The 23,526-nt window shown below is 39.9% G+C and carries 25 protein-coding genes; 5 read left to right on the top strand and 20 right to left on the bottom strand.

Annotation, left to right across the window (positions count from 1 at the left end; all coding sequences use genetic code 11):
- Positions 1 to 35: 35 nt before the first annotated feature.
- Genes ilvC through leuD form a run of 5 tightly spaced genes read left to right on the top strand, consistent with a single transcriptional unit; the run spans position 36 to position 5,686 of the window.
- Entirely contained in the window at positions 36 to 1,067 is a 1,032-nt protein-coding gene (ilvC, locus tag BM390_RS05075; protein WP_062322138.1) for a ketol-acid reductoisomerase, read from the top strand.
- Complete coding sequence (locus tag BM390_RS05070; protein WP_089853141.1) at positions 1,054 to 2,583, top strand: 2-isopropylmalate synthase; 1,530 nt, start codon at positions 1,054 to 1,056, stop codon at positions 2,581 to 2,583. The genes ilvC and BM390_RS05070 overlap by 14 nt, the downstream gene beginning before the upstream one ends.
- A gap of 5 nt (positions 2,584 to 2,588) precedes the next feature.
- A complete protein-coding gene (gene leuB / locus BM390_RS05065; protein WP_062322141.1) occupies positions 2,589 to 3,662 on the top strand; it encodes a 3-isopropylmalate dehydrogenase in 1,074 nt (357 codons plus the stop codon).
- A gap of 14 nt (positions 3,663 to 3,676) precedes the next feature.
- Positions 3,677 to 5,077 (top strand): 3-isopropylmalate dehydratase large subunit, encoded by a 1,401-nt coding sequence (gene leuC / locus BM390_RS05060; protein ID WP_089853136.1) that lies wholly within the window; start codon positions 3,677 to 3,679, stop codon positions 5,075 to 5,077.
- An 18-nt stretch (positions 5,078 to 5,095) separates the two neighbouring features.
- Positions 5,096 to 5,686 carry a 3-isopropylmalate dehydratase small subunit gene (gene leuD / locus BM390_RS05055; RefSeq protein WP_062322143.1) on the top strand — a complete coding sequence of 197 codons (591 nt, stop codon included), beginning with the start codon at positions 5,096 to 5,098 and terminating at the stop codon, positions 5,684 to 5,686.
- A 44-nt stretch (positions 5,687 to 5,730) separates the two neighbouring features.
- On the opposite strand, the gene BM390_RS05050 is transcribed toward leuD, so the two are convergent.
- From BM390_RS05050 to BM390_RS04960, 20 genes are all read right to left on the bottom strand, one after another.
- Positions 5,731 to 7,215 carry a transporter substrate-binding domain-containing diguanylate cyclase gene (locus BM390_RS05050; protein WP_062322145.1) on the bottom strand — a complete coding sequence of 495 codons (1,485 nt, stop codon included), beginning with the start codon at positions 7,213 to 7,215 and terminating at the stop codon, positions 5,731 to 5,733.
- 158 nt (positions 7,216 to 7,373) lie between these two features.
- The gene (locus BM390_RS05045) at positions 7,374 to 8,420 is read right to left on the bottom strand and encodes a lactonase family protein (protein WP_062322147.1); all 1,047 of its coding nucleotides are present in this window, start codon (positions 8,418 to 8,420) and stop codon (positions 7,374 to 7,376) included.
- A gap of 216 nt (positions 8,421 to 8,636) precedes the next feature.
- Entirely contained in the window at positions 8,637 to 8,774 is a 138-nt protein-coding gene (locus tag BM390_RS15380; protein WP_156321390.1) for a hypothetical protein, read from the bottom strand.
- Positions 8,775 to 8,848: 74 nt separating this feature from the next.
- Complete coding sequence (locus BM390_RS05040) at positions 8,849 to 9,385, bottom strand: RNA polymerase sigma factor (protein WP_062322149.1); 537 nt, start codon at positions 9,383 to 9,385, stop codon at positions 8,849 to 8,851.
- Between the two features lie 61 nt (positions 9,386 to 9,446).
- Positions 9,447 to 11,384 carry an MFS transporter gene (locus tag BM390_RS05035; RefSeq protein WP_062322151.1) on the bottom strand — a complete coding sequence of 646 codons (1,938 nt, stop codon included), beginning with the start codon at positions 11,382 to 11,384 and terminating at the stop codon, positions 9,447 to 9,449.
- Complete coding sequence (locus BM390_RS05030; RefSeq protein WP_062322153.1) at positions 11,359 to 12,255, bottom strand: ABC transporter ATP-binding protein; 897 nt, start codon at positions 12,253 to 12,255, stop codon at positions 11,359 to 11,361. The genes BM390_RS05035 and BM390_RS05030 overlap by 26 nt, the downstream gene beginning before the upstream one ends.
- Positions 12,248 to 12,637 carry a GntR family transcriptional regulator gene (locus BM390_RS05025; protein ID WP_062322156.1) on the bottom strand — a complete coding sequence of 130 codons (390 nt, stop codon included), beginning with the start codon at positions 12,635 to 12,637 and terminating at the stop codon, positions 12,248 to 12,250. The genes BM390_RS05030 and BM390_RS05025 overlap by 8 nt, the downstream gene beginning before the upstream one ends.
- Positions 12,638 to 12,914: 277 nt before the next feature.
- Positions 12,915 to 13,526, bottom strand: coding sequence for an alpha/beta hydrolase (locus BM390_RS05020; RefSeq protein WP_089853132.1), 612 nt, complete (start codon positions 13,524 to 13,526; stop codon positions 12,915 to 12,917).
- Positions 13,527 to 13,625: 99 nt separating this feature from the next.
- Entirely contained in the window at positions 13,626 to 14,894 is a 1,269-nt protein-coding gene (locus BM390_RS05015) for a DUF4129 domain-containing protein (RefSeq protein ID WP_062322158.1), read from the bottom strand.
- The gene (locus BM390_RS05010) at positions 14,894 to 15,982 is read right to left on the bottom strand and encodes a DUF58 domain-containing protein (protein ID WP_062322160.1); all 1,089 of its coding nucleotides are present in this window, start codon (positions 15,980 to 15,982) and stop codon (positions 14,894 to 14,896) included. Before BM390_RS05010 ends, BM390_RS05015 begins: the two co-directional genes overlap by 1 nt.
- A complete protein-coding gene (locus BM390_RS05005; protein WP_089853129.1) occupies positions 15,979 to 16,935 on the bottom strand; it encodes an AAA family ATPase in 957 nt (318 codons plus the stop codon). Before BM390_RS05005 ends, BM390_RS05010 begins: the two co-directional genes overlap by 4 nt.
- 121 nt (positions 16,936 to 17,056) lie before the next feature.
- On the bottom strand, positions 17,057 to 17,266 hold the full coding sequence (locus BM390_RS05000) for a hypothetical protein (RefSeq protein WP_062322161.1): 210 nt from the start codon (positions 17,264 to 17,266) through the stop codon (positions 17,057 to 17,059).
- A gap of 163 nt (positions 17,267 to 17,429) precedes the next feature.
- A complete protein-coding gene (locus BM390_RS04995; RefSeq protein ID WP_231631492.1) occupies positions 17,430 to 17,873 on the bottom strand; it encodes a DUF5392 family protein in 444 nt (147 codons plus the stop codon).
- 157 nt (positions 17,874 to 18,030) lie between these two features.
- Entirely contained in the window at positions 18,031 to 18,753 is a 723-nt protein-coding gene (locus tag BM390_RS04990; protein ID WP_062322164.1) for an amino acid ABC transporter ATP-binding protein, read from the bottom strand.
- Entirely contained in the window at positions 18,746 to 19,405 is a 660-nt protein-coding gene (locus BM390_RS04985; protein ID WP_062322166.1) for an amino acid ABC transporter permease, read from the bottom strand. Before BM390_RS04985 ends, BM390_RS04990 begins: the two co-directional genes overlap by 8 nt.
- A gap of 64 nt (positions 19,406 to 19,469) precedes the next feature.
- Positions 19,470 to 20,318: a transporter substrate-binding domain-containing protein gene (locus tag BM390_RS04980; protein ID WP_062322167.1), complete on the bottom strand. Its 849-nt coding sequence runs from the start codon at positions 20,316 to 20,318 to the stop codon at positions 19,470 to 19,472.
- Positions 20,319 to 20,412: 94 nt separating this feature from the next.
- On the bottom strand, positions 20,413 to 21,576 hold the full coding sequence (locus BM390_RS04975) for a M20 family metallopeptidase (RefSeq protein WP_062322169.1): 1,164 nt from the start codon (positions 21,574 to 21,576) through the stop codon (positions 20,413 to 20,415).
- Positions 21,577 to 21,594: 18 nt separating this feature from the next.
- Complete coding sequence (locus BM390_RS04970) at positions 21,595 to 21,858, bottom strand: DUF6171 family protein (RefSeq protein WP_062322171.1); 264 nt, start codon at positions 21,856 to 21,858, stop codon at positions 21,595 to 21,597.
- Positions 21,859 to 22,084: 226 nt separating this feature from the next.
- Positions 22,085 to 22,264 carry a hypothetical protein gene (locus BM390_RS04965; protein WP_062322173.1) on the bottom strand — a complete coding sequence of 60 codons (180 nt, stop codon included), beginning with the start codon at positions 22,262 to 22,264 and terminating at the stop codon, positions 22,085 to 22,087.
- 54 nt (positions 22,265 to 22,318) lie between these two features.
- Complete coding sequence (locus BM390_RS04960) at positions 22,319 to 23,095, bottom strand: Cof-type HAD-IIB family hydrolase (RefSeq protein WP_062322175.1); 777 nt, start codon at positions 23,093 to 23,095, stop codon at positions 22,319 to 22,321.
- Between the last annotated feature and the right edge of the window lie 431 nt (positions 23,096 to 23,526).

Raw genomic sequence — 23,526 nt, 5'->3', positions numbered from 1 at the left:
AAATATAATGAGACAAATTGAAAGGAAGATGACAAATGGCAAAAGTAGTTTACAATCAAGATATTAATGAGGCAGTATTAAAAGATAAGAAAGTAGCCATCATCGGTTACGGTTCACAAGGACATGCACACGCACTTAACTTAAAGGAAAGTGGTTTTGATGTTGTTGTAGGTTTAAGAAAAGGAAAGTCTTGGGATCAAGCCGTTGAAGACGGTGTGGATGTAAAATCAGTCGCTGAAGCATCAAAAGAAGCAGATGTGATCATGATCTTGCTTCCAGATGAATACCAACCAAAAGTATACAATGAAAGCATTAAAGATAACCTTGAAGAAGGCAATGCGTTAGTCTTTGCTCACGGTTTTAACGTACACTTTAACCAAATCCAACCACCAGAAAACGTGGATGTATTCCTTGTTGCACCTAAAGGACCTGGTCACCTTGTACGTCGTACGTATGAAGAAGGCGCTGGCGTACCAGCTCTATTTGGTATCTACCAAGACTTCACAGGAAAAGCAAAAGAAGTCGCTCTTGCTTACGCTAAGGGGATTGGTGCCGGACGTGCCGGTATCTTAGAAACAACCTTCCAAGAAGAAACAGAAACAGATCTTTTTGGTGAACAAGCTGTGCTTTGTGGTGGGGCAACAAGCCTTGTCAAAGCTGGTTTTGAAACACTTGTTGAAGCTGGATACCAACCAGAGGTTGCTTACTTTGAATGTCTACACGAACTAAAACTGATTGTTGATTTGCTTTATGAAGGTGGACTTGAAAACATGCGTTATTCTATCTCTGATACAGCTCAGTGGGGTGACTTCGTATCTGGCCCACGTGTCATCGACGCTGGTACAAAAACACGCATGAAGGATGTTCTAACCGATATCCAAACGGGTAAATTTGCAAAAGAATGGTTGTTAGAAAACCAAGCCAATCGTCCACAATTTACAGCTATCAATAATGCTGAAAATAATCACTTAATTGAGAAGGTAGGTAAAGAACTGCGCGACTTAATGCCTTTCGTGAATCAAAGAAAGACAGCGAAAAAGGAAGTGGCTGGTAATGACAACAATTAAGATTTTCGATACGACTTTACGTGATGGTGAACAATCACCGGGCGTAAACTTGAATCAACTAGAAAAACTTGAAATCGCTAAACAACTTGAACGCTTAGGCGTTGACGTGATGGAAGCAGGCTTTCCTGCTTCCTCACAAGGCGATTTTGATGCGGTAAAGAAAATTGCTGATACGGTGACAACATCTACGGTTGCTGCACTCGCAAGAGCTAATAAACAAGATATTGACCGAGCATGGGACGCGATTAAAGGCGCTAAAAAACCTCGGATTCATGTCTTTATCGCTACTTCTCCTATTCATATGAAAGATAAACTGAAGAAAACACCTGAGGAAGTGATTGACATTGCCGTCAACATGGTTAGCTACGCAAAAAGTAAGTGCGATGATATCGAATTCTCAGCAGAAGATGCCTCTCGCTCTGAACTTCCCTTCTTAGCTACTATTGTTGAAAAAGTGATTGATGCTGGTGCGACCGTGATTAACCTACCTGATACCGTTGGTTATACAACACCGAAAGAATACGGCGCTATGTTTAAATATATGAAAAATCATGTAAAAAACATTGACCAAGTCGATCTCTCTACCCACTGTCACGATGATTTAGGTATGGCTTTAATCAATTCTATTGCCGGTGTTGAAAATGGGGCAACGCAAGTCGAAGGAACCATTAACGGTATTGGCGAGCGAGCAGGTAATGTCGCTTTAGAAGAAATGGCCGTGACTTTCGAGATTCGTAAAGACTTCTATCCATTTAAAACGAATTTAACATTAAATGAAATTAAACGTACGAGTGATATTATTTCGAAATTAACAGGTATGGTGGTTCCAGGCAATAAAGCGGTTGTCGGTCGTAATGCTTTTGCCCATGAGTCTGGCATTCACCAAGATGGTGTGCTTAAAAATGCTCAGACTTACGAAATTATTACACCAGAACTTGTTGGGGTGACGTCTAATAGCCTCGTCCTCGGTAAACACTCCGGACGCCATGCATTTAAAGATAAAATGAAACAACTTGGCTTTAGTTTAGATGAAGACAAAGTATCGGTGGCGTTTGATCAATTCAAACAACTCACCGATCGTAAGAAAGAAGTCACAGATGATGACTTATTCGTCATTCTGATGGATGTCCAAACAGATATTAAAGCACGCGTGCAATATCAATTGAACAACTTTAAAGTAGAATATAATTCAGCCACCTCCCCTACTGCGACCGTGTCACTTGTGACACCTAACCATGATACAATTGAAGGTCAAGGTACAGGTAATGGTAGCGTTGAAGCCCTATACAATACCATTGAAGAATTAATTGAAGAACAGATTCAATTAACAGACTTTACCCTCAGTTCCGTTGGTAAAGGAAAAGATGCCCTTGCTGAAGTCCACGTTAGTATGACAGTCAATGATCAACCCGTCAGTGGTCGAGCAACAGCGCAAGACGTGTTAGAAGCATCGCTGAATGCTTTTATAAATGCGATTAACCGCGTATTTATCATTCAGGTAGCTGAAAAGGAGTGACAAGTATGGATAAACAGATTTTAATTTTAAGAGGCGATGGTATTGGTCCAGAAATTATGGACCAAGCCATTCGCGTCTTACACACAATTGGCGAGACATTTGGTCATTCGTTTCATTTAACCGATGGATTAATTGGTGGGGCTGCTATTGACGAAGCAGGCACACCGTTACCTGAAGAAACTATTGAAAAAGCTAAATCAAGTGATGCGGTCTTACTTGGTGCAGTCGGCGGGCCCAAATGGGATCAAAACCCGTCTAACTTACGTCCAGAACGTGGGTTACTCGGCATTAGAAAAGCCCTTGATTTATATGCAAACCTTAGACCCGTCAAAGGATTTAAAACATTAACCGATGCTTCCCCACTAAAACGTGAAGTTATTGAAGGTTCTGACTTGCTGATTGTTCGTGAACTTACTGGTGGCTTATACTTTGGTCGTCCAAGTGAACGTCGTGACAATGGCAACGTCGTTGTCGATACGTTACATTACACGAAAAATGAGATGACGCGTATCATTAAAAAGGCATTTGAAAGCGCTGAGTTACGCAGCAAAAAATTAACGTCGGTTGATAAAGCGAATGTACTCGAATCCAGTAAAATGTGGCGCGAAATTGTTGAAACAGAAAGCAAAAACTATCCAGACGTTACTGTTGAACACGTCCTTGTGGATGCTTGCGCGATGAAGCTCATTACCTCACCAAAAGACTTTGATACGATTGTTACGGAGAATATGTTTGGTGATATTCTGAGTGACGAGGCAAGTGTTCTAACCGGCTCACTCGGGATGCTCCCTTCTGCCTCGCTCGCAGAAAATGGTGTAGGTCTATATGAACCAGCTCACGGTTCTGCGCCTGACATTGCCGGGCAAAATATAGCTAATCCAATAGCGATGATTCTTTCTGCTGCGATGATGCTAAGACACTCTTTTAATCTTGATGCTGAAGCAACTGCGATTGAACGTGCCGTGGAACAAGCTGTTAACAACGGCTATCACACAAAAGATTTACAAGTCGAAGGTGGCACATGCCTATCTACTACTGATATGACTGATCAAATTATTAAACAGATAACGAAAGAATAAAGGAGTGACAACACATGACAACACCAAAAACTATTGTTGAGAAGATTTGGGATAAAAACGTCGTTTATGAAGAAGAAGGTAAACCGGCCATCTTATATATCGATCTTCATTTGGTCCATGAGGTCACCTCTCCACAAGCTTTTGAAGGTTTACGTCTAAAGGGGCGCACCGTTCGACAACCGAAACGAACATTTGCGACGATGGACCACAACGTGCCAACTGTGCATACCAATGTCATTAAAGATGAAATCTCAAAACTACAAATGGATACGTTAAGAAAAAATTGTGAAGAGTTTGGTGTTCCACTTGCCGGCATGGGGCATGAACATCAAGGGATTGTTCACGTGATTGGACCAGAACTTGGTCTAACACAACCAGGCAAAACGATTGTCTGTGGTGACTCTCATACCTCCACTCACGGCGCCTTCGGTGCCCTTGCCTTCGGTATTGGTACGAGTGAGGTCGAACACGTGCTCGCAACACAAACGGTTTGGCAGCAAAAACCTAAAACATTAAACGTACAAATCGATGGCACCCTCGGTACAGGCGTCACAGCAAAAGACCTTGTCCTTGCTTTAATCGCCAAATACGGCGTCAACTTCGGTACCGGCTACGTGCTTGAGTACACCGGTGAAGCTGTGCGTAACCTATCGATGGAAGGCCGTATGACGATTTGTAATATGTCTATTGAAGCCGGTGCACGCGCAGGACTTGTTGGGCCTGATGAAACGACTGTGAACTTTATTAAAGGTCGTCTTCACGCACCTAAAGGCGAAGCATTTGAACAAGCAAAAGAGATGTGGTTGTCTCTACGTTCTGATGAAGGAGCTACTTATGACAAAACCGTCACTTTAAACGCATCAGAAGTTGAACCACAAGTGACATGGGGAACAAACCCGGCACAGTGTATTTCGGTTAATGCTCAGATACCTAATCCTGAGAGTGTCACAACAGAAAATGATAAAAATGAAATCAAACATGCGTTAACCTATATGGGACTCGAGCCTGATGTAAAAATTACAGATGTACCCATTCAACACGTCTTTATTGGCTCATGTACCAACTCACGTGTTGAAGACCTTGAACAAGCTGCTAGTGTGATTCATGGCCGTAAAGTAAATAAAAATGTGACGGCGATCGTCGTCCCTGGCTCACAAACGGTTAAACGACAAGCTGAAGAAAAAGGCTTAGATAAACTGTTTATTGATGCAGGTTTTGAATGGCGCGAACCAGGATGTAGTATGTGTCTCGCGATGAATGGTGACGCTGTTCCACCACATGAACGATGTGCATCAACGTCAAACCGTAACTTTGAAGGTCGTCAAGGTGCTGATGCAAGAACTCACCTTGTGAGCCCTGAAATGGCTGCAGCGGCCGCCATTGCTGGACATTTTGTCGATGTCCGTTCATTTTAATCTAAAGGAGGCATTCAAATGGAACCACTAAAAATGCATAGAGGTCTCGTATACCCTTTAAATCGAAGCAATGTCGATACCGATCAAATCATTCCAAAGCAATTCCTGAAACGCATCTCGCGTCAAGGATTTGGTCAGTATTTATTTTATAATTGGCGCTTTGATGAAAAAGATCGTCCACGTGAAGATTTCTCACTAAATGATCCTAAATATAAAGGCACGTCCATCTTAGTTGGTGGTGAAAACTTTGGTTGTGGTTCATCACGTGAACACGCCCCTTGGGCACTAGAAGATTATGGTTTCCGTATCATTATTGCCCCAAGTTTTGCCGATATTTTTTACAACAACTGTACGAAAAACGGGATTTTGCCTGTTGTACTTACAGAAGATGAGGTACAGAAGCTAATGGACAACGCTGAAAAAGGTGATTATCACCTGACGGTTGACTTAGAAAATAAAGTTGTCACAGATAATCACGGATTTAAGGCGACGTTTGACTTAGCTGAGTATTCGCGTCAAATGTTGTTAAACGGTTGGGATGAAATTTCAGTAACCCTCACGTACGAAGATAAAATTACTGCTTTTGAAAAAGAGCATATTGTTTACTAAAGAACTAGTAGAACCCAACCGAGTTAATTAACGGTTGGGTTCTACTAGTTTTGTTCAAAGACAACGACACAATCTCTTCCACTTTCTTTTGCTTGATATAGTGCCATGTCAGCCTCGTGTATAAACGCTTCTAACGTTAAGTCATCATGTGGAATAACAGCGCTAACACCAAGACTGATGGTCAACAATCCTTGATGATTCTTTATATTTAAGTCTCTCACAGCCATTCGCATTTTTTCAGCAACAGCTTTTGCCTGACTGTGGTCTTGCCGAAGTAATTGAACGATAAACTCTTCTCCTCCATACCTTGCGACAATGTCACCAGGGTTACTTATGACTGACTGTAATGTCTGTGCCACTTTTTTCAAGTATTTGTCCCCTGCAATATGACCATACTGGTCATTAAAGTCTTTAAAATAATCAATGTCAATCATTATAACAGCTAAGAATTCTTGTTCTTGTTTTTTTATCGCCCATGATTTTTCAATCTCCATATCAAATCGTCGCCTATTAGGAATCATTGTTGTCTTATCAACAAGTGATATTTTCTCTAATTGTCGATTAAGTTTTTTGAGTTCACGGTTTTTTTCTTCTAATTCATGGGTTCGTCTCCTGACTTCTTTTTCTAATCCTTGATTCACTTTGCGTAAATGAATCATGACAAACACAACAGATAGAATAGCAACCGAAAGAATGGTAATTACACCAAACAACAGGTAGCGGTTTAAACGGTTTTCTGTTAAATAGACCACGCGTTCGCCGCTCCAAGACGCTAATATATCTACTAATTTTCCTGAATCTTTGATCTCTCTTATCCCCTGATTAAGCTGTCTTAATACAACGTCATTTCCCTTTTTCACTGCGATACTTGAATAAGTCTGATCGACTGGTTGATCTAACGCTTGAATTCCCGTGACTCGACTTTTGGCTAACTCATATTCCCCAATCCATCGATCGACTAAAATCGCTTCTATTTCGCCTGAGGCAAGTTGTCTAAAAGCTGTCTTCCAGTTTTCTATAACCGTTGGTTTAATTGCCTCATAGCTTTGGATGAGCCGATATGGATAACCAGATTGTTCCACACCAACGGATGTACCGTTTAAATCTTCAAGACCATTGACATCTCGATTATCTTGGCGAGTGAAGATGACAAACTCAGATAATAGTAAATCTTCTGAAAAACTAAATAACTCTTGCCGCTCAGTATCAGCATTAATATGAAGTAAGCCATCTGCTTCTCCCGTTAATACCCGTTGTTGTGCTTCTTCCCAATCCATTGTTTTAACTGTGACATCACGATCAATCACTTCTCCAATCGCTTCTGCAAGATCCACTGCCACACCATTTGCTTGTCCATCATCATAAACAATCGGAGCAAGGTCTCTATTGCCTATTAATACAAGCGGCTCGTTTTTGACAAATCTTATATCGCTCACAAAAAACAACCCTACAAATAAAACAATCAGCACTATCACAATCCTTTTACGAAAATGTGAAGGCGATTGTCTTTTATTTCGTATCGGCTTCAATATGAGACCTCCTCTCTCTTACCTATACCTTCTCTTTCATATTGTACCTCAATTGACCCCTTCTCTCTAGTTATACACATTAAAAAGACCTAGGCTATTCTATAAAACATGAAGAATAACCTAGGATAAATTAACCTTTTATGGAGATGCGTCATTTACTACAGAAATTTCACACAGACAGCTTCTGGTGCCGTAGTATCTTGTTGAAGTGGTGTTAACTTACCTGATTCAGCGTCACGCTTAAACACGGTGAGTGTGCCACTATTTTGATTAGAACAGATAAGATAACGATCATCTGGTGTTAAGGCGAAATCACGTGGCCAATCACCGAGTGACGATTGATAATCTACAAGTTCAATACTAAAGTCTGATTGATTCACCTTGAAGATGGTGACAGAATTATGCCCTCTATTTCCAACATACACAAACTTCCCGTCTTTTGTCACGTGGACGGCACTACCATCATTCACCGTTGTGTGTGTATCCGGAATCGCTTTAATTGTATTGATTAACGTAAAGATTCCCGTATTTGCATCATACGCCAACGTTAGCACAACCGACGTTAATTCCGTCATCACATAAGCGATTTTTTTATTCGGGTGAAAAGCAATATGTCTCGGTCCACTACCGTGCGGTGCTACAAAGACCGCTTCTTTTGTTAATGATCCGTCTGCTTCGACTAAATATGACGTGATTTTATCGCTTCCTAAATCAACCGCGATCACATAGCGCTCATCAGGTGTAAAACCACTAAAGTGCATATGTGGTTTCTCTTGACGCTCATGTGGGCCGCTTCCTTCATGTTCTTTAATATCCGCCATCCCTTTAATTGAACCATCTTCATTTAAATGATAACTTATAATTTCTTTCGTATGGTAATTGGCCGTGACAAGTAACGTATTCGCTTGATTGACACTCACGTGACATGGCGGAGAACCTGCTTTTGATACACTATTTAGTTTTGTGAGTGCTTTCGTATCCGAATCAACCTTAAAAGCCGTCACACCACCTTCATCACCTTCTTTAGATACCGCATATAAATAGTTCCCATCTGCTGAAGGGGTGACATACGTTGGATTATCAACCTCACCGACCGCATCCACTGATGTCACGCTTTCTTTATCCACATCAAAAGTAAAGCGATACACCCCCTCACTGTCTTTTTTTGTATATGTACCGAGATAGCCTGTTAATACTTGTCCCAAAATTAATCGTCTCCCTTTGTCAAAATATTTGTATATTCCCTGTTCATTATAACAAGTTTTTTATTTTTTTTAAAACAAAAGGCAAAAGAAGTCATCTGCTTCTTTTGCCTTAATCAATGGATAAGCTTACTTAGCACATTGATATTGAGGTTATATTTAGTGAGATTTTTTTAAAAATCACGTCAATATGGTCAATACTCATGCTAAGTGTTAGGTTTAAAAAGTTGTTTTCTTCACCATGTTCATCATAGGTTTTACCATGTCTTTCGTTTCTTTATTCGTCATTGATAAATACGTGATCGCTCCTACACCAACAGATAAAGCAAATGGCAACATTTTTTTCGATTGTTTCATCACTTTCACCTCCTTTACCGGTTAGTTTGTCCGGAAAGAGGTTAAACTATAAGATGAAAGCTTTACCTATTTTTTTAAAGACATAACGATTGCTCACGTAATTCTGTCAATTGTTTTCTGGCTCGGTGAATACGGGTTTTAGCTGCTGATAATGAAATACCCAGCGTGTCCGCAATTTGTTGATCACTTAAATCATCTTCATATTTTAACGTGATCACCTCTTTAAGCTTTGGTGATAAATCATCGAGCAAGTTATGCACTTCTTGGTACATACATTGAAATGTCACTGATTTTTCAACCGTATCATCGCAATAACAAAGCTCAATACCTTGTTCTGTTAAAACGTCAAAAGATACAAGTTCTTTTTTTTTCTCTTTTCGATACGTATCAATCGCGGTTCGAATCACGATGGTACGGAACCACGCTTTTACTTTGTCTTGTTCTTTTAAGTGTTGGTAGGACCGCATCGCTTTCATCAGTGCCTCTTGTACCACATCTTCAGCCTTTTGGTAATCATAGACGACCCGTTTTGCTACATAGACCATTTCTTGATAATAGCTAAAGAGATGGTGAATATCCAGTGATGTTTCTTTCATCGCAACAGCTTCCATGGTGATCACCTCCTTTTTATTTTTTGATGTTTTTTCGTTAGATTAGGAACGTTTAAGACAGTTATTCTGGAAAGACAATCGTTTCATCAAGTGATCGCATCAACGGTTCACTCAGTTGTTTTAAATAAACCATCATCATATAAGTGGGTTCACCTGTGCCGGCTGTCATTTGTCTAAGCAATTGATCAATCGCTTCCGGTGATGTATAAATAGTCCGTTCATCATCAGTAAAGGCTGTTTCATAGCTCGCCGCCTCATGATATAAATCCTCTTTATACGGCGTGATAACGATTCTTTCTACATCCTCCGTTAGAATTAACGCTTCTTTTGTTAAACCTTGTTCGTCAAGCCATTGTAAAGTTGATTCATATTCATATGCTAAGTTAATATAGACTTCTTGTTCACCAGGAGTATGGATTGTTAGGTAATTCATCATATAGTTAAGATGATCTTCCTGGGGTAAGGCCAACGTATCTTGACGCAAGCGTTCAATGAGCTCGATTATCTGATCGCGATTCGTTATCTTTAATTCTTTATAGTTATAATGTTCAGACTTAACCTCAATTTTATTTGCTTTTGCTGGATTTATATAAAACAACGGTTCACTGTAGCGGCGGTACATCGGATGGTTGGTGATGTGATAGTTCTCGTATAGCTCAAACTCTTCATCATCCAAACTATATTCTCTAACCATCTCAGAACCATTCTCTAGAATGTACACAATCTTAATTGAACGATAATAATTTAAAAAGTCATGACGCTCGACTGAGTCGATTAAATCTTCATGAAGGGCTTGAATGTTTTTTATATCTTCGGGGTCATTGAACCCAGGTTGTCTACCGTAATAGTTTACGCGCTCAGTAAAATTATAATCATCATCAATCACGTAGACTTCCTTAACCTTATCAGGGTCTGGTACACGATGAACAAAACCTGTCACGTCTAAGCTAAAGCCAATCATTACTAACGCCGCAACAACAAAAAAGTAACCCAATTGTTTCACTTTCCCAAATACACGCCATGTTTTCTCAACAATCATTTGACTAATGTAATAACCAATCACTGAAAAAATGATATACATTAAAAAGAGTATGGGTAATTCATATTGAAAGATACCTGAATACATCCCACCTATGAGTGTAAAGCTACTAGTAAAACTGTAGATAAAAATTGGTTTCAACGAATGGAACGCAATCGCTTGGTTGGCTGATTCAACGGGACGACGCTTGTATAGAAAATAACTGAAAACGAGTATGGTTAGCGCAAGCCCGTAATAAATCATCACTTTTGTCCAGTTCATATCAGTTTCCATAAACACGTGCTCTAAATCTGTCAGGGGTGAAAAGTGAATAATCACATCCTCTACGAGATAATTCATCGATAGACCTGGCAAGGCATAATGCATATTGAATACCACTAGAAATGTTAAACCGACTGGTAAGAATAAGAAAATATACGTGAAAATCAGTTGAACGAGCGTAACCCCTGTCAACATAGCCACAAACACACTAACCGCAAAGACGATAAGGCCTGTTGAAGCACTTAAGTGAAACCAACGGTTAATATCAGCCAAATCAAGCAAATTCTGATGATCCATTGCTTGATCCACAATAAAAAGACTGATATATGTTAGAATTTGCGGTATTAAGATGCTGAATATACCAAAGACCGTATGGTGCAAGTAAATCGTCTTTCGGGTGCTTGGTAAGCTATGAATAAAGTCACTGGCATCTTGCTTATGTAGATAACGAAACAAGACAAGTGCAGTTAATGTCGGCATAATAAATAGAAGGACGGCCGGAATAAATCCCCCGTGTATCATTAAATTATCATAATAGTAATAATTGCTTGGGTTTTTATTAATATGGGAAAACCGATCGATTTGTCCTATCACGATACTTAAAAATAAAACGATAAAATATCCAACAGAGAGCCAGCCTGCTAATCTAAAATTTTGTTTGGTTAATTCTTTTTTACACCAAGACGTGATCCATCGCATAGCCAATCCCCTCCATTTCATACACAAATATTTCTTCTAGTGTCAGTGGTAAAATATCATATAAGATTGGTGACGTCGTATGAATATAGCCTTCAATTATATCTAAGTCACCTTTTATAATAAACATATGAACAGAACCTCTTGATTCATGATGTAACACGTTAAAGGCATCAAATAAATCGTCAGGTGCTGTTTTATAAGCAATCTGAACTTTATGCACATCCGTCTTCAAATCATCAATATCACGGTGTATGACATATTTACCGCGGTGAATAATGCCGATGTAGTTACATAGATCTTCAACTTCGCGCAAGTTATGTGATGAAATCAATACGGTCATATTGCGCTCAGCAACGTCACGGACAATTAAGTTTTTTATTTTCTTTCTCACAACGGCATCTAGCCCATCAAACGGTTCATCCAAGATTAAGTAATCCGGCATCGCGGATAGCGCGAGCCAAAAAGATACTTGGCGCTGCATCCCTTTTGAGAAAGTATGCACTTTTTTCTTGGTATCGAGTTTAAAAATCCGCTCGCATTCATTAAACCGTGCTTCATTAAACGATGGATATTGTTCCCGGTAAAAGTCAGCTAGTTGCTTAATTGAGTAATGTTGAAAGAAAAACGGTTGATCTGGAATGAAAATCACACGTTCTTTCAATCTTTTATTCTCGTAGATGGGTTCGTCTTCAAATACAATCGTGCCTGACGTTGGTTTGATGATACCTGATAACATTTTCAGAAACGTTGTTTTTCCCGCCCCATTAGATCCGAGTAAGCCATAAATCGTCCCTTGCTCAATCGTCACTTCATCTATATTAACCACAAGCTCTTTTTCGAATTTTTTCTGTACCTGTCTCACATTAATCATCTTCACTTACCTCCTTCGCTTTCTTTGTAACGGATTGAACCCATTCAATCAATGTTGTTTCCTCTACACCAAGAAACAACGCTTCTTTTAACAAGTGCTCAAAATCTTTACGAATGTCTTGAATTTTTTCACTCGCGACATTACTTTCAAGAACTTGGACAAAACTACCCCGTCCTTTAACTGAGTAAATAAAATTTTCTTGTTCCAATTGACGGTAAGCTTTTTGAATTGTATTAGGGTTCACCGTTAACTCTTCAGCCAATTGACGAACGGATGGCAGTTTTTCATCTGGTTCTAAAATATGATTCATAATCAATTGTTTAAATTTATCAACAAGCTGCTGATAAATGGGATCCCGGCTGCGCAAATCAATATCAAACACTTGGCTCACCCCTTCCTTCACTCATCCACTTATGATGCTTAGAGATCATCTATTTATACCTTAACTGTATGACGTGTATTAACTGTATTAGTTCAAGTAGTACACTTATTAGTATAGTATATAAATGCTATTTGTAAAGACCTATTTTAATATTATTTTATATTTTCACAAAATAGGACCTAACTTTATAGCTTTTAAAAAGTTAAAAAGCGCACCAAAAAACACTTACAGAAGAGATGCTTCTGTAAGTGTTCATAAGTTGATCAGCTCTTATTTATCATTCATGTACCACATTTTGTTCATACCACGCTTTAGCGCTCGCTATTTCTTCATTTGAGAGCGCATGTCCATGATTGGTGTAGGTCACCGATACATCGATGCCTTGTCCTTCAAAGAGACCGACTAATTCTTCTGTTTCACTTTTATCTACGAGTGGATCATTATGACCCGCTCCGATAAAAACCTTGACTTTGTCTTGTGTTGGATAAGCAATCCCGCGTCTTGGTACCATTGGGTGCAGGAGCATCGCTTTTCTTAAACTATGTTCATAATGCATCAGTAAACTCCCTGCAATGTTAGCCCCATTCGAATAGCCTAAAGCGACAAGTTTTTGTCGATCAAAGTCATATTCTTTCGCTGCTTGATTTAAAAATTGATGAAGCGTCTCTGTTTCTGACACGAGGCTTTCCTCATCAAAAACACCTTCACGTAACCGTTTAAAGTATCGGGCCATACCATTTTCATTCACATTGCCTCTGACTGATAAAATGGAGGCGTCAGGGTCTATATGTTCAGCAACCGGTATTAAATCACGTTCTGTTCCTCCTGTCCCGTGCAGCAATAAAAAGACAGGTTTTTGTTTATCTTTTTCAATAAAGAGATGTTTCATGATTCGACTCCTCTCAAATAATTCTGTGCGTTAAGAATGAAGTCCGCGTAACCTTTTATCTTGACTTCAAGATAAATATAACATATCCGAAGCATCACTTCAATGATGGCGCTCAAGTTGTTCCAGGTAGCTTACGACCGATTGGCTATCATGTTTGGAATAACGCGCCAATTGATACAACTCTGTCACATGAGATTGCCAGTCGTCTTGGTCAAATAATTCGTCTGGCATCATCGACACATACTCAGCAGCCGTCTGGCTTTTTCTGTAGTCTAGACCCATCGCCGTTCCCTTTTCCACTAGTTGTCTAAACAAATAGCGCACTTGACTGTTCACATCTAATTCACGCCAATTTACCGTTTTATCAGCTTTCTTCCAGCTATTTTTGCGCTTGTTTAACCAAGCTTGCCACTGAAATACTTGTTGTGTTTCGTCCTCAAAAGCAGCCGTAGATACATCGGTTGTTCGAAACCGCCGATGAAATAAGACGTGATAAAGGCGGACAACAACTCGTTCAATTTTTTTGCCGATTCCCGGTAGCCGTTTCAATAACACGTAGATTAAAAAGAGTATAACAACCGAGAAAATACCGATTGCTAAGATTTCTAATACTTTGTCCATGATTTGTGCAAACAGTGAGGGGTCCTTTACCTCTATATTCGATAAATCCATCGCCACCGGACCCATGCTCTCTTCAGGTGGGGCTTCTGTCGGTTCACCTTGACCGAGTAAGTAGAACAATTGACGTAAAAGAAAAACAATACCAGCTGCCACAACATTGTACCTTACAAGTAGAAAGATACCGATCACAATGACAAATAAATATAAAGAGTTCTGTCGTTTAATCGTTGTTAACATACTTTTTTGATGAGCATGATGTCGGTCTTTTGCTTGCAAATGCTCATGATTGGTCAACAACAATAACCCTACTATCAAAATAATGGCACTGCCAACAAGCCAATCTTCTAATGTGCTTGATTGAAAGAAAAAATAACTGACAAAATAACTCGGCAGACTAACGGTCCACATTAAGGTACGTGGAAAGACCGCTTCAGCGTCAGATAAGCGGTATAAGAAGCCGCGTTGGACAGCTATCGCAATAAATAACCCCACACTAAGCATCACTGCACGTGAAGAAAAATCAATCATCGCAGCATATAGAGCTAAAATGCCTATCGTATAAACGATGCGTGAGACGAGATGATGATGCATATAACTCAATGCGGTCGCAAGTGGATAAATCAGAAAATACAATAAGAGGCGTTCTCCCTCAAACACCCCGTTAAATAGTAAGGCATTTAACCAGAGAAAGACTGGAAAGAGACTGAAGGCTTCCAGCATACTAAAAAACAGTGCGCGACCAAACATCACCTCACCTCCTTTGGTGCCTTAATTAGAATCAGCGTCACCTGGTTCCCGTTTTTCTTTAACGCCTCCACGCGAGTGGTAATAACTTCGGTGATGACTGGTGTTAGAATAACGAGTGTTTCATCTGTTGAACGGCGGATCAAATAGTCTAAGACATGTTTAAAATGATGTTGACGTTCGGGTATTAAGTAACTAAGCGTGGTTAATCCTTGTTGATAGTGGCCTTGCCCTACGCCTTGCTCTAACAATTGAACATCATTTAAATCTGGCTGACGATTGTTGATTGTGACCGCATTTGTTAAGAAACGAAACGGCGCCGCTTGTTGATTGAGTTGATAAAACATGGAACCAACGATAGATATACTTTCCTCAAATAGCGCATCATCATTGACCGGTAACCAAATATCATCCGATTGATCAACATTTAATACAATCGTTAAGTCAAGTTCTCGCGTATGGTCATGTTCATTCACTTGTAAGTCTCGCCTTTTAGCTGTTTGTTTCCAGTTGATTTTATGACTGGCATCACCTGTTTGATAGTCACGTGTCCCAATTTTTAAAAAGGGGTCGTCAATAATCCACCGATTCACCGCATGTTCACCTAAAAAAACTTGGACATCTTCAGGTAACGTGTTTTTTCGGTACAGTTTCGGATAAACAATTAATTTACCCGTCGTTTCGTGTGATTGATAGGTATCGCTAAAACCAAACATATCTCCTAAAGTAAGAGCAACTGAGGCCAAATGATAGACGCCGCGTTTTTTAACGACCATATGGTGGCGCCGCTTAATTTGTTGATAAGGTAATAGCGAGAACAACGTTTGATGAAACGCATCTTCTTCTAAGATCTCTTCATTAACGACAGACACAAGATAACGACTCATTTTCGCTTCAACACTCACCCAAGGGAGCGGCAATAATTTTCGATTCGTTATCTCATCAATAATTTCAATTTTTTCGTTTGGAAATGCGGTCTGTTTATTAAATGACCGGTTATACGTGAGCCCTTTAAAACCAAACTTTTGAAAGAAAACACTTTGAAGATAAATAATCGCCACAACAAAGATAATCAGCCAGGCAAGATTCATTTTGAATCAGAACCTTTAACTTCTGTTGGAGCTGCTACACTTTCAAGGATATCTTTTACCAGGACCAGAGGTCGTTCAGATGCCATGGGTTCAAAACTTAAGCGGTGCGCCACAACAGGACCAAAGACTGCTTTCACGTCATCTGGTATCACGTAGTCTCTCCCCTTAATTGCCGCGTAACTAAGCGTCGCCCGCAATAGATTTTGCATCCCTCTTGGAGATAATCCAACTTCCACCGCTTCATGGTGTCGCGTTGCTTCAGTTAAATGAATGATATAGTCATACATGACCTCGTCGATATAGACATCGGTAAAAACTGCTTGAGCTTCAATTAACGTCTCCTTTGTAATAACCGGCTCAACCGTTGTTAAAGGATCCGCTGTTTTAAATCGCTTCAGTACCGCTAAAGCATCGTCATGCGTTGGATAGCCTAAGCTGATTTTAATAAAAAACCGGTCCAGTTGTGCTTCAGGCAACGGAAAGGTCCCTTGACTTTCAAGCGGATTTTGGGTAGCTAACACGAAGAAAGGCGAAGCTAATGTGTGGGTGGTTCGATCTACGGTGACTTGACGTTCTTCCATTGCTTCCAATAAACTTGACTGTGTTCTTGGCGTCGCCCGGTTGATTTCATCGGCTAATAAGATATTCGTAAAAATCGGTCCTTGATTAAATTCAAACACTTCATCTTTTTGCCGGAAAATCGTTGAACCAATCACGTCACTCGGCAATAAATCCGGGGTAAACTGTACTCGGTTAAACGAACAATCAATCGCTTTAGCCAGTGTCTTGGCAAGTAACGTCTTACCTGTACCCGGCACGTCTTCTAATAATGTATGACGATTGGCAAGTAAGCTCATTAATACTAAATCAATCGCCGCGTCTTGACCAACCATCACTTTATGTATCTCTTTTCTAATCTGGTCCATCATCGGTTTTATTTCTGTGACTTCCATGTCCTCACTCCTTTATTTTACTCTTTTAACATATTAATCAATCCCATTATAACATAGTTGAATGCGGTTACAAAAAAGCAAAAAAAATAAATGGCCGAAGACCACTTATTCACCGTACTTATTAAAAAACAAGCAACACCCACAGTACAATAATGATGACCGTCAATGTACCGATAATCGCACTTCTTATACGCCTTGATAACGGATTAGGAATCAAATGTAACAATAAAGTCAATGTTAGTACGGTAATGCCTACAACAGCTAAGAAATAAATAAATAGGCCTAAAATATTATTAAATGGGTCAGCCATCGCCGCTCTGATTAAATCCATTCTCTCACCTCATCTCTTGCACTTTCACTAGATTATCTCTTTCCATTTTAATGTATCATTCGATGTAAAACAACAGAAAAACACATTTTTACGACCAATGCCGCCGTTTCTTTGTTTTAACTATTAAAAACCAACCACGTAGCGTCGTGATTGGTTTAAGTCGTTACCTATATTGTCTTTCTTTTCGTTTATGTTCTTCAGTTAGAAAATGAAAGAAGAGTGGCAAGTCCATCTGTTTTTGTTTATTCACTCGCGTGACGTAGCGTGTTTTCTCATGTTCTTCAATGACAAGGCTTTTTTTAATGCGTTCAGCGATATAACGCTTTACAATTTGGTGCATTTGTTTTTTCAAAAACTGTGATTCTCTAAACAAACTGAGACCAACGGCCGCAACGAGCGCATATACCGTACGAGCCGTCATCGAAATCGAACTGAATTCGGAACTAAGAAACGGCAACACCATATTTAAGACCCCTACAATGAAGAGCGGCAAGCCAATCATATAAAAGAGCGACACTTTTTTCATTAATGGACGGATCATCGTCGCAATTTTATCCATTTCTTGTTGAATAAATGGGGGTAACGCCTTTGGGTTAATGGTTTGCATAACGATCCTCCTCCCTGTTTTACTATCATTCTTGTGCTCTTAGTCACATTATATGATGATTCTATTGATTAAGCAACGCATTTGACCATGACCTTTAGTGGATGGATGATAACAAGAAAACATCAGTAGCACGTGCCACTGATGTTCGAGGGTGTGTTTATAAAATTTTATCCAGAAAATCTTTCGCTCGTTCTGATTTAGGCTGACTGAAAAATGCATGAGGTTCGCCTTCTTCAATTAATAAGCCTTGATCTAAGAAAATCACCCGGTCTGCGACTTCACGCGCAAAGCCCATCTCATGGGTCACGACAAGCATCGTCATGCCAGACTCAGCCAAGTCTTTCATAACATCTAACACTTCTTTTACCATTTCTGGATCAAGGGCCGATGTAGGTTCATCAAATAACATGAGGTCTGGTTCCATCGCTAACGCTCTCGCAATGGCCACCCGCTGTTTTTGTCCACCCGATAAGCTATTTGGATAGCTATCTTTTTTATCACTTAAACCGACACGGTCAAGTAATACTAACGCCTTTTCTTCAGCCTCAGCTTTTGACAATCGTTTTACCTTTAACGGCGCATAAGTTAAATTCTCAAGCACGGTTAGGTGAGGAAATAAATGAAAATGTTGAAACACCATCCCTATTTTTTCGCGCGCCTTTGTGACGTTCGTGTTTTTATCCGTTAAATCCACACCAGCGACACTGATTTTGCCTTCCGTTGGTGTCTCAAGTAAGTTAATACAACGTAAAAATGTTGATTTACCAGAACCACTCGGTCCAATGACGGAGACAACTTCCCCTTGTTTAATATCAATCGAAATATCCTTCAATACCTCGTTTTTACCAAAACGCTTATATAAATGCTCGACATTAATCACCTTTACTCAATCTCCCTTCAACCCATTTACCCATTAAGCTTAACACCATCACGAGGCCCCAGTAAATCAGACCAATGAACAACAATGGCTCGAAAGGACGGTAAAGATTGGCGCCTACGACCTGTCCACGGCGCATCAAATCCAAATAACCAATCGTTGACACAATCGCCGATTCCTTTGTTAACGTAATAAATTCGTTCATTAAAGCAGGTAAAATGTTTTTAAGTGCTTGCGGCAAGATAATATCAATCATCATCTGTCGATACGGCACACCAAGGGCCATGGCCGCTTCTGTTTGTCCTTTATCGACCGCACTAATACCCGCTCGAATAATTTCTGATACGTACGCGGATGAATTTAACCCGAACGCTAAGATGGCAGATAAGAACGGCGAAATATCATAACCTGTTAACTGCGGTACAGCTAAATAAATAATCATTAATTGTAAAATCAGCGGTGTTCCGCGGAACATCGATGTATAAAAATCCGCAAATATACGGAGCGGTTTCATTGATCCTATTTTAAATAATGCCAGTACTGTCCCAATAATAAATCCAATCACAATCGAGACGATGACGAATTGTAACGTGACCCATATTCCTTCCAACATAAAAGGAATATAAGGCACGATTTGGCTCCAATCCAAATTCATGCCTTACACCTCATTCCTTATTAAATTTCTTGTTGTTTTGTTTAAAAATACTTTTTTAAACTATTTATTCTTCTTCAGCTAAAAACTCATCTTCTAGCTCTTGTAGTTTCCCACTATCGATAATGCTCTCAAGCGCTGCGTTCACATCTTCTAAAAGAGCACTTCCTTTAGGTAGGGCAACAGCCATACCTGGTGAAGCATCCGTTGGATCGTCAAATCCAGCTAAGTCTTGTGCTTCAATAAAGCCTTTAGCTACTTGCTTATCTAAGTAAATCACATCGACACGGTTTGTGATTAGTTCTTGGACAAGCATCTGCGCATCATCTAAAGCTTTTAGCTCAAAGTCATAGTCTTCTTGAATCGCTTTTGCGCCTTCTTCTTGGATTGTCCCAAGCTGAACCCCAACCGTTTTTCCTTCTAAATCAGCTAAATCTGTCATTGGTTCATCTTTACGTGTCACAAACATTTCACCTGATGAGTGATACTCGATTGAGAAATCAACGTTTTGACGACGATTCTCTGTTGCTGACATGCCTGAAAGCACCATATCCACACGCTCTGCTTGTAGCGCACCAATTAACCCATCAAATTTCATATCGCGAATCTCAAGTTCCATACCGAGTTCTTCCGCAATGAGTTTCGCCAGTTCAATATCAAAACCAACAAATTCCCCGTCCACATCTAATGACTCAAACGGTGGGTAATCCGGTGATGTGGCCATCACTAAAATATTATCTTCATCATCTGATTCTGCGTCTGTATCATCTGTTTCACTGTCTGTATCTTCTGCTGATTCATCTCCGCCTGTATTATCGACATCTGGTAAGGCATCTCCTTCACCAGCACCACAAGCTGTTAAACCAATCATTAATGTCGCCACTAACATAAGAAAAAGCATCGTAAGTTTTTTCATTTTTTTCTCCCCTTCATTTGTATATTTATTCATGATTATGAATTTTAACAAATTTATTTGCTTTTGGGAAGTGAAAAATTTAAAAATCATTAAATTATTTTTTTCTGTTCGCAAATTCTTGTTTGATTTCTGCCAATAAATCTTGATCTGTCAAGCATTTCAGGCCAGTTAATGCCATCGAAAGCGCCCCACGTCTTAAGGCAAGTTCCCCGCCCTCTGTCATCGTTTGGTCTCTAAAATCCGTCGTATGTGCGACAAGTCCTGCTTTACCCATACCAATGTAAGGATGAATCGACGGCACTCTATGACTGACATTACCGATGTCCATAGAACCTAAACCACCACGCGCTTCTTCAATCTCCGTCTCACCAGCCTTATAAAGTTGTTCTGTATAAATATTCGATAATGTTTCATTCGTAATCATGTTATCATAGCTGAGTTCGTAATTTCTCATCGATAACGTTGCACCGGTCATAAGAGCTGCACCTTCAGCGATTTTCTTCACTTTTTCTACGACGTCATCGACATAGTAACGTTCTTTTGCACGAATATAGAACTGGCTGATCGCAAGATCTGGGACAACGTTGGCTGCTTGACCACCTTCTGTAATCACGCCATGAATTCTGACGTCATCTTTTACGTGCTGTCTTAAAGCGTTAATACCGTTAAAGAGTTGAATCACACTGTCAAGCGCATTAATGCCCTCTTCAGGTGACGCTGCCGCATGGCTTGTCTTCCCTTCATAACGAAACTCAATCGCATCCATCGCCAGTGACTCGCCACTTTTCGCTGATACGCCTGCTGGGTGCACCATCATCGCCACGTCACACACATCAAACAGACCTTCGTCTGCCATCGGCACTTTCGCACCATTTGTTTCTTCAGCTGGCGTTCCGTAAACAATGACTGTGCCACCAGATTCATCAATCACTTTACTTAATAGAATACCTGCACCAATTCCCATCGTCGCAATTAAGTTATGGCCACAACCATGACCAACACCCGGTAAGGCATCATATTCAGCCATAATACCAATCGTCGGACCCTCTTTATTCCCTTTATACGTCGCCCGGAATGACGTTGGTCGCTCAACCAATCCCGTCTCTACCGTAAAGGCATGTTGCGTTAAATAATCGACTAACGTTTCTTGTGCGATAAATTCCTGATCGCCGAGCTCTGGGTTTTCAAATAAGTGCGTCCGAATATCAAGTAAATCCTGTTCAATCTGATCCATCCAGTCAAATATTTGTTGTTCCATCTTTATCTTCCCCTTCGTTTATGTATTAACCTTATCCCATCTTTTTTCTTCTATATGTGGGCACGCTTTATAACTGAGTCTAGCTCTAAATTGCACAAAGCAGCCACATACACGGCACGTTGTATCATAATCTAACTGATCACAAGCGTAACAATGTGCCAGTCGTTTTTGATAAGTATCTTCTGAAACAAGGTCTGTTTCAAACGATAATTGTTCACTCACGAGTTGTTCCACTTCTTCTGGTGTACGCCTGACTGTTTCAGTGCACCCATAACATACCATCACTACCTCACCTCTTTATCCCAATGACTAATATAATATCAGAAAATAATGAAAACGAATAGTCTAACGAACGAACTTCTTTTGCTTATTCACTAGTCAGATAAGCACTGAATCAGTCTTCGCTCACTGTCTTACCATTATCATACAATAAAAAAAGACTACCCTTCAGAAAAAGCGCTGAAAGTAATAGTCTTTTGTTATGCCTTCATTATTCAAGAAAATCGGGTTACTTTTTATGTTGTTGAAAAAATAATAGGACTAAAAAAATCAGGTAAGCACTGGCTAGACTTACTTGGAGCTCTCCTAATGCTAGTGGGTCCGTTGGTAAATGAAAAAAAACACGATACGTTAATACCACTATAACAAGTAACATGATCACCAGCAACAGATGTAGCACTTTATCCATCCACCAGACCCTCCTAATTCTTCGTACAGTTATGCATTTGAACTGTTTTACGCTTTAAATCAAGCCCATTTCTTTAATACCTAGATACAACCCATCTTCGTCAACATCAGCCGTTACATAATCTGCGACTTGCTTCGCCTCTGAACAGCCGTTGCCCATCGCCACACTGTTGTGAATATTTTCGAGCATCTCAACGTCATTCAATCCATCGCCAAAAGCATAGACATCACTTGGGTCGATGTTTAAGTAGTCAATTAATTGTTTAATTCCGCGCCATTTCGAGCCACCTGCCGGTAAAATATCAACGGAAAGTGGGTGCCAACGGACAAATTCAAACTCTGGATAACGACCTTCATATTGTTTGATTTCTTCTTGGTCCACAAAGAACAATGCTTGATAAAGGTCACGTCCTGCATGATAACTCGGATCATAATCTGGGGTAAAAGTTAACTTAAGGGTCGCGATACTTTCATCAATCGATGGGTGATTCTCCACGTTTTGACGCATATTTTGATGATCCATAAACATCATCGGATGGTTATTTTCATGTCCCTCTACTTCAAGTTGAAGCAGGGCACGCTTATCAAGAGGTGCTGTATAAATCACATTTTCTTCATAGACGACGAACGATCCATTATAACTGACGTAAGTATCTACGCCGAGTGTTTTGCGAATATCTTCATACATAAATGGACCACGTCCAGTCGCGATGGCGACGATATGGCCTTTTTCTTTTAATCTGTGTATCGCTTCGATCGCTTTTTCTGGTAACTGTTTATCATGGTTTAACAGCGTGCCATCAATATCGAAGAAGATGAGTTTTTTTGTCATGATTGCTCCCGCCTTTGTCTCTTTTTAATTTCTCCCAATAGTATACCATATCTATCGTGGAATTTCTGTCGGACATTTTAGTCAGTGTGTATCAAGTTGTTCTCGGTAAGATGATTAAATAAAGATTTAAGTGTGCGTTTTTTTCTACCGCGATGAATGATTTAGGCACACAGTTCTTAACATGTTATTCGCGCGTACTTGACGAAGCTTGACCATACCTAGAGCACCTGCTTAACTCCAATGCACGCCACGCTTCTTCATGCGATAAGAAACACGGCTCTGATTTGATTCTATGGCTCCGCCATCAGGTACGTAAGCCACTTTATCACACCAATCAAAATAACAATACCAATGATTCAGTCAATATGTTTACATATAGAGGCTTCGGAGTGTATTTATATTTGTTGTCTTGTCAGTAAAAAATACGTTGA

The sequence above is a fragment of the Halolactibacillus miurensis genome (assembly GCF_900116255.1).
Classification (GTDB): domain Bacteria; phylum Bacillota; class Bacilli; order Bacillales; family Amphibacillaceae; genus Halolactibacillus; species Halolactibacillus miurensis.
This window is presented reverse-complemented; position numbering and strand designations above follow the sequence as displayed.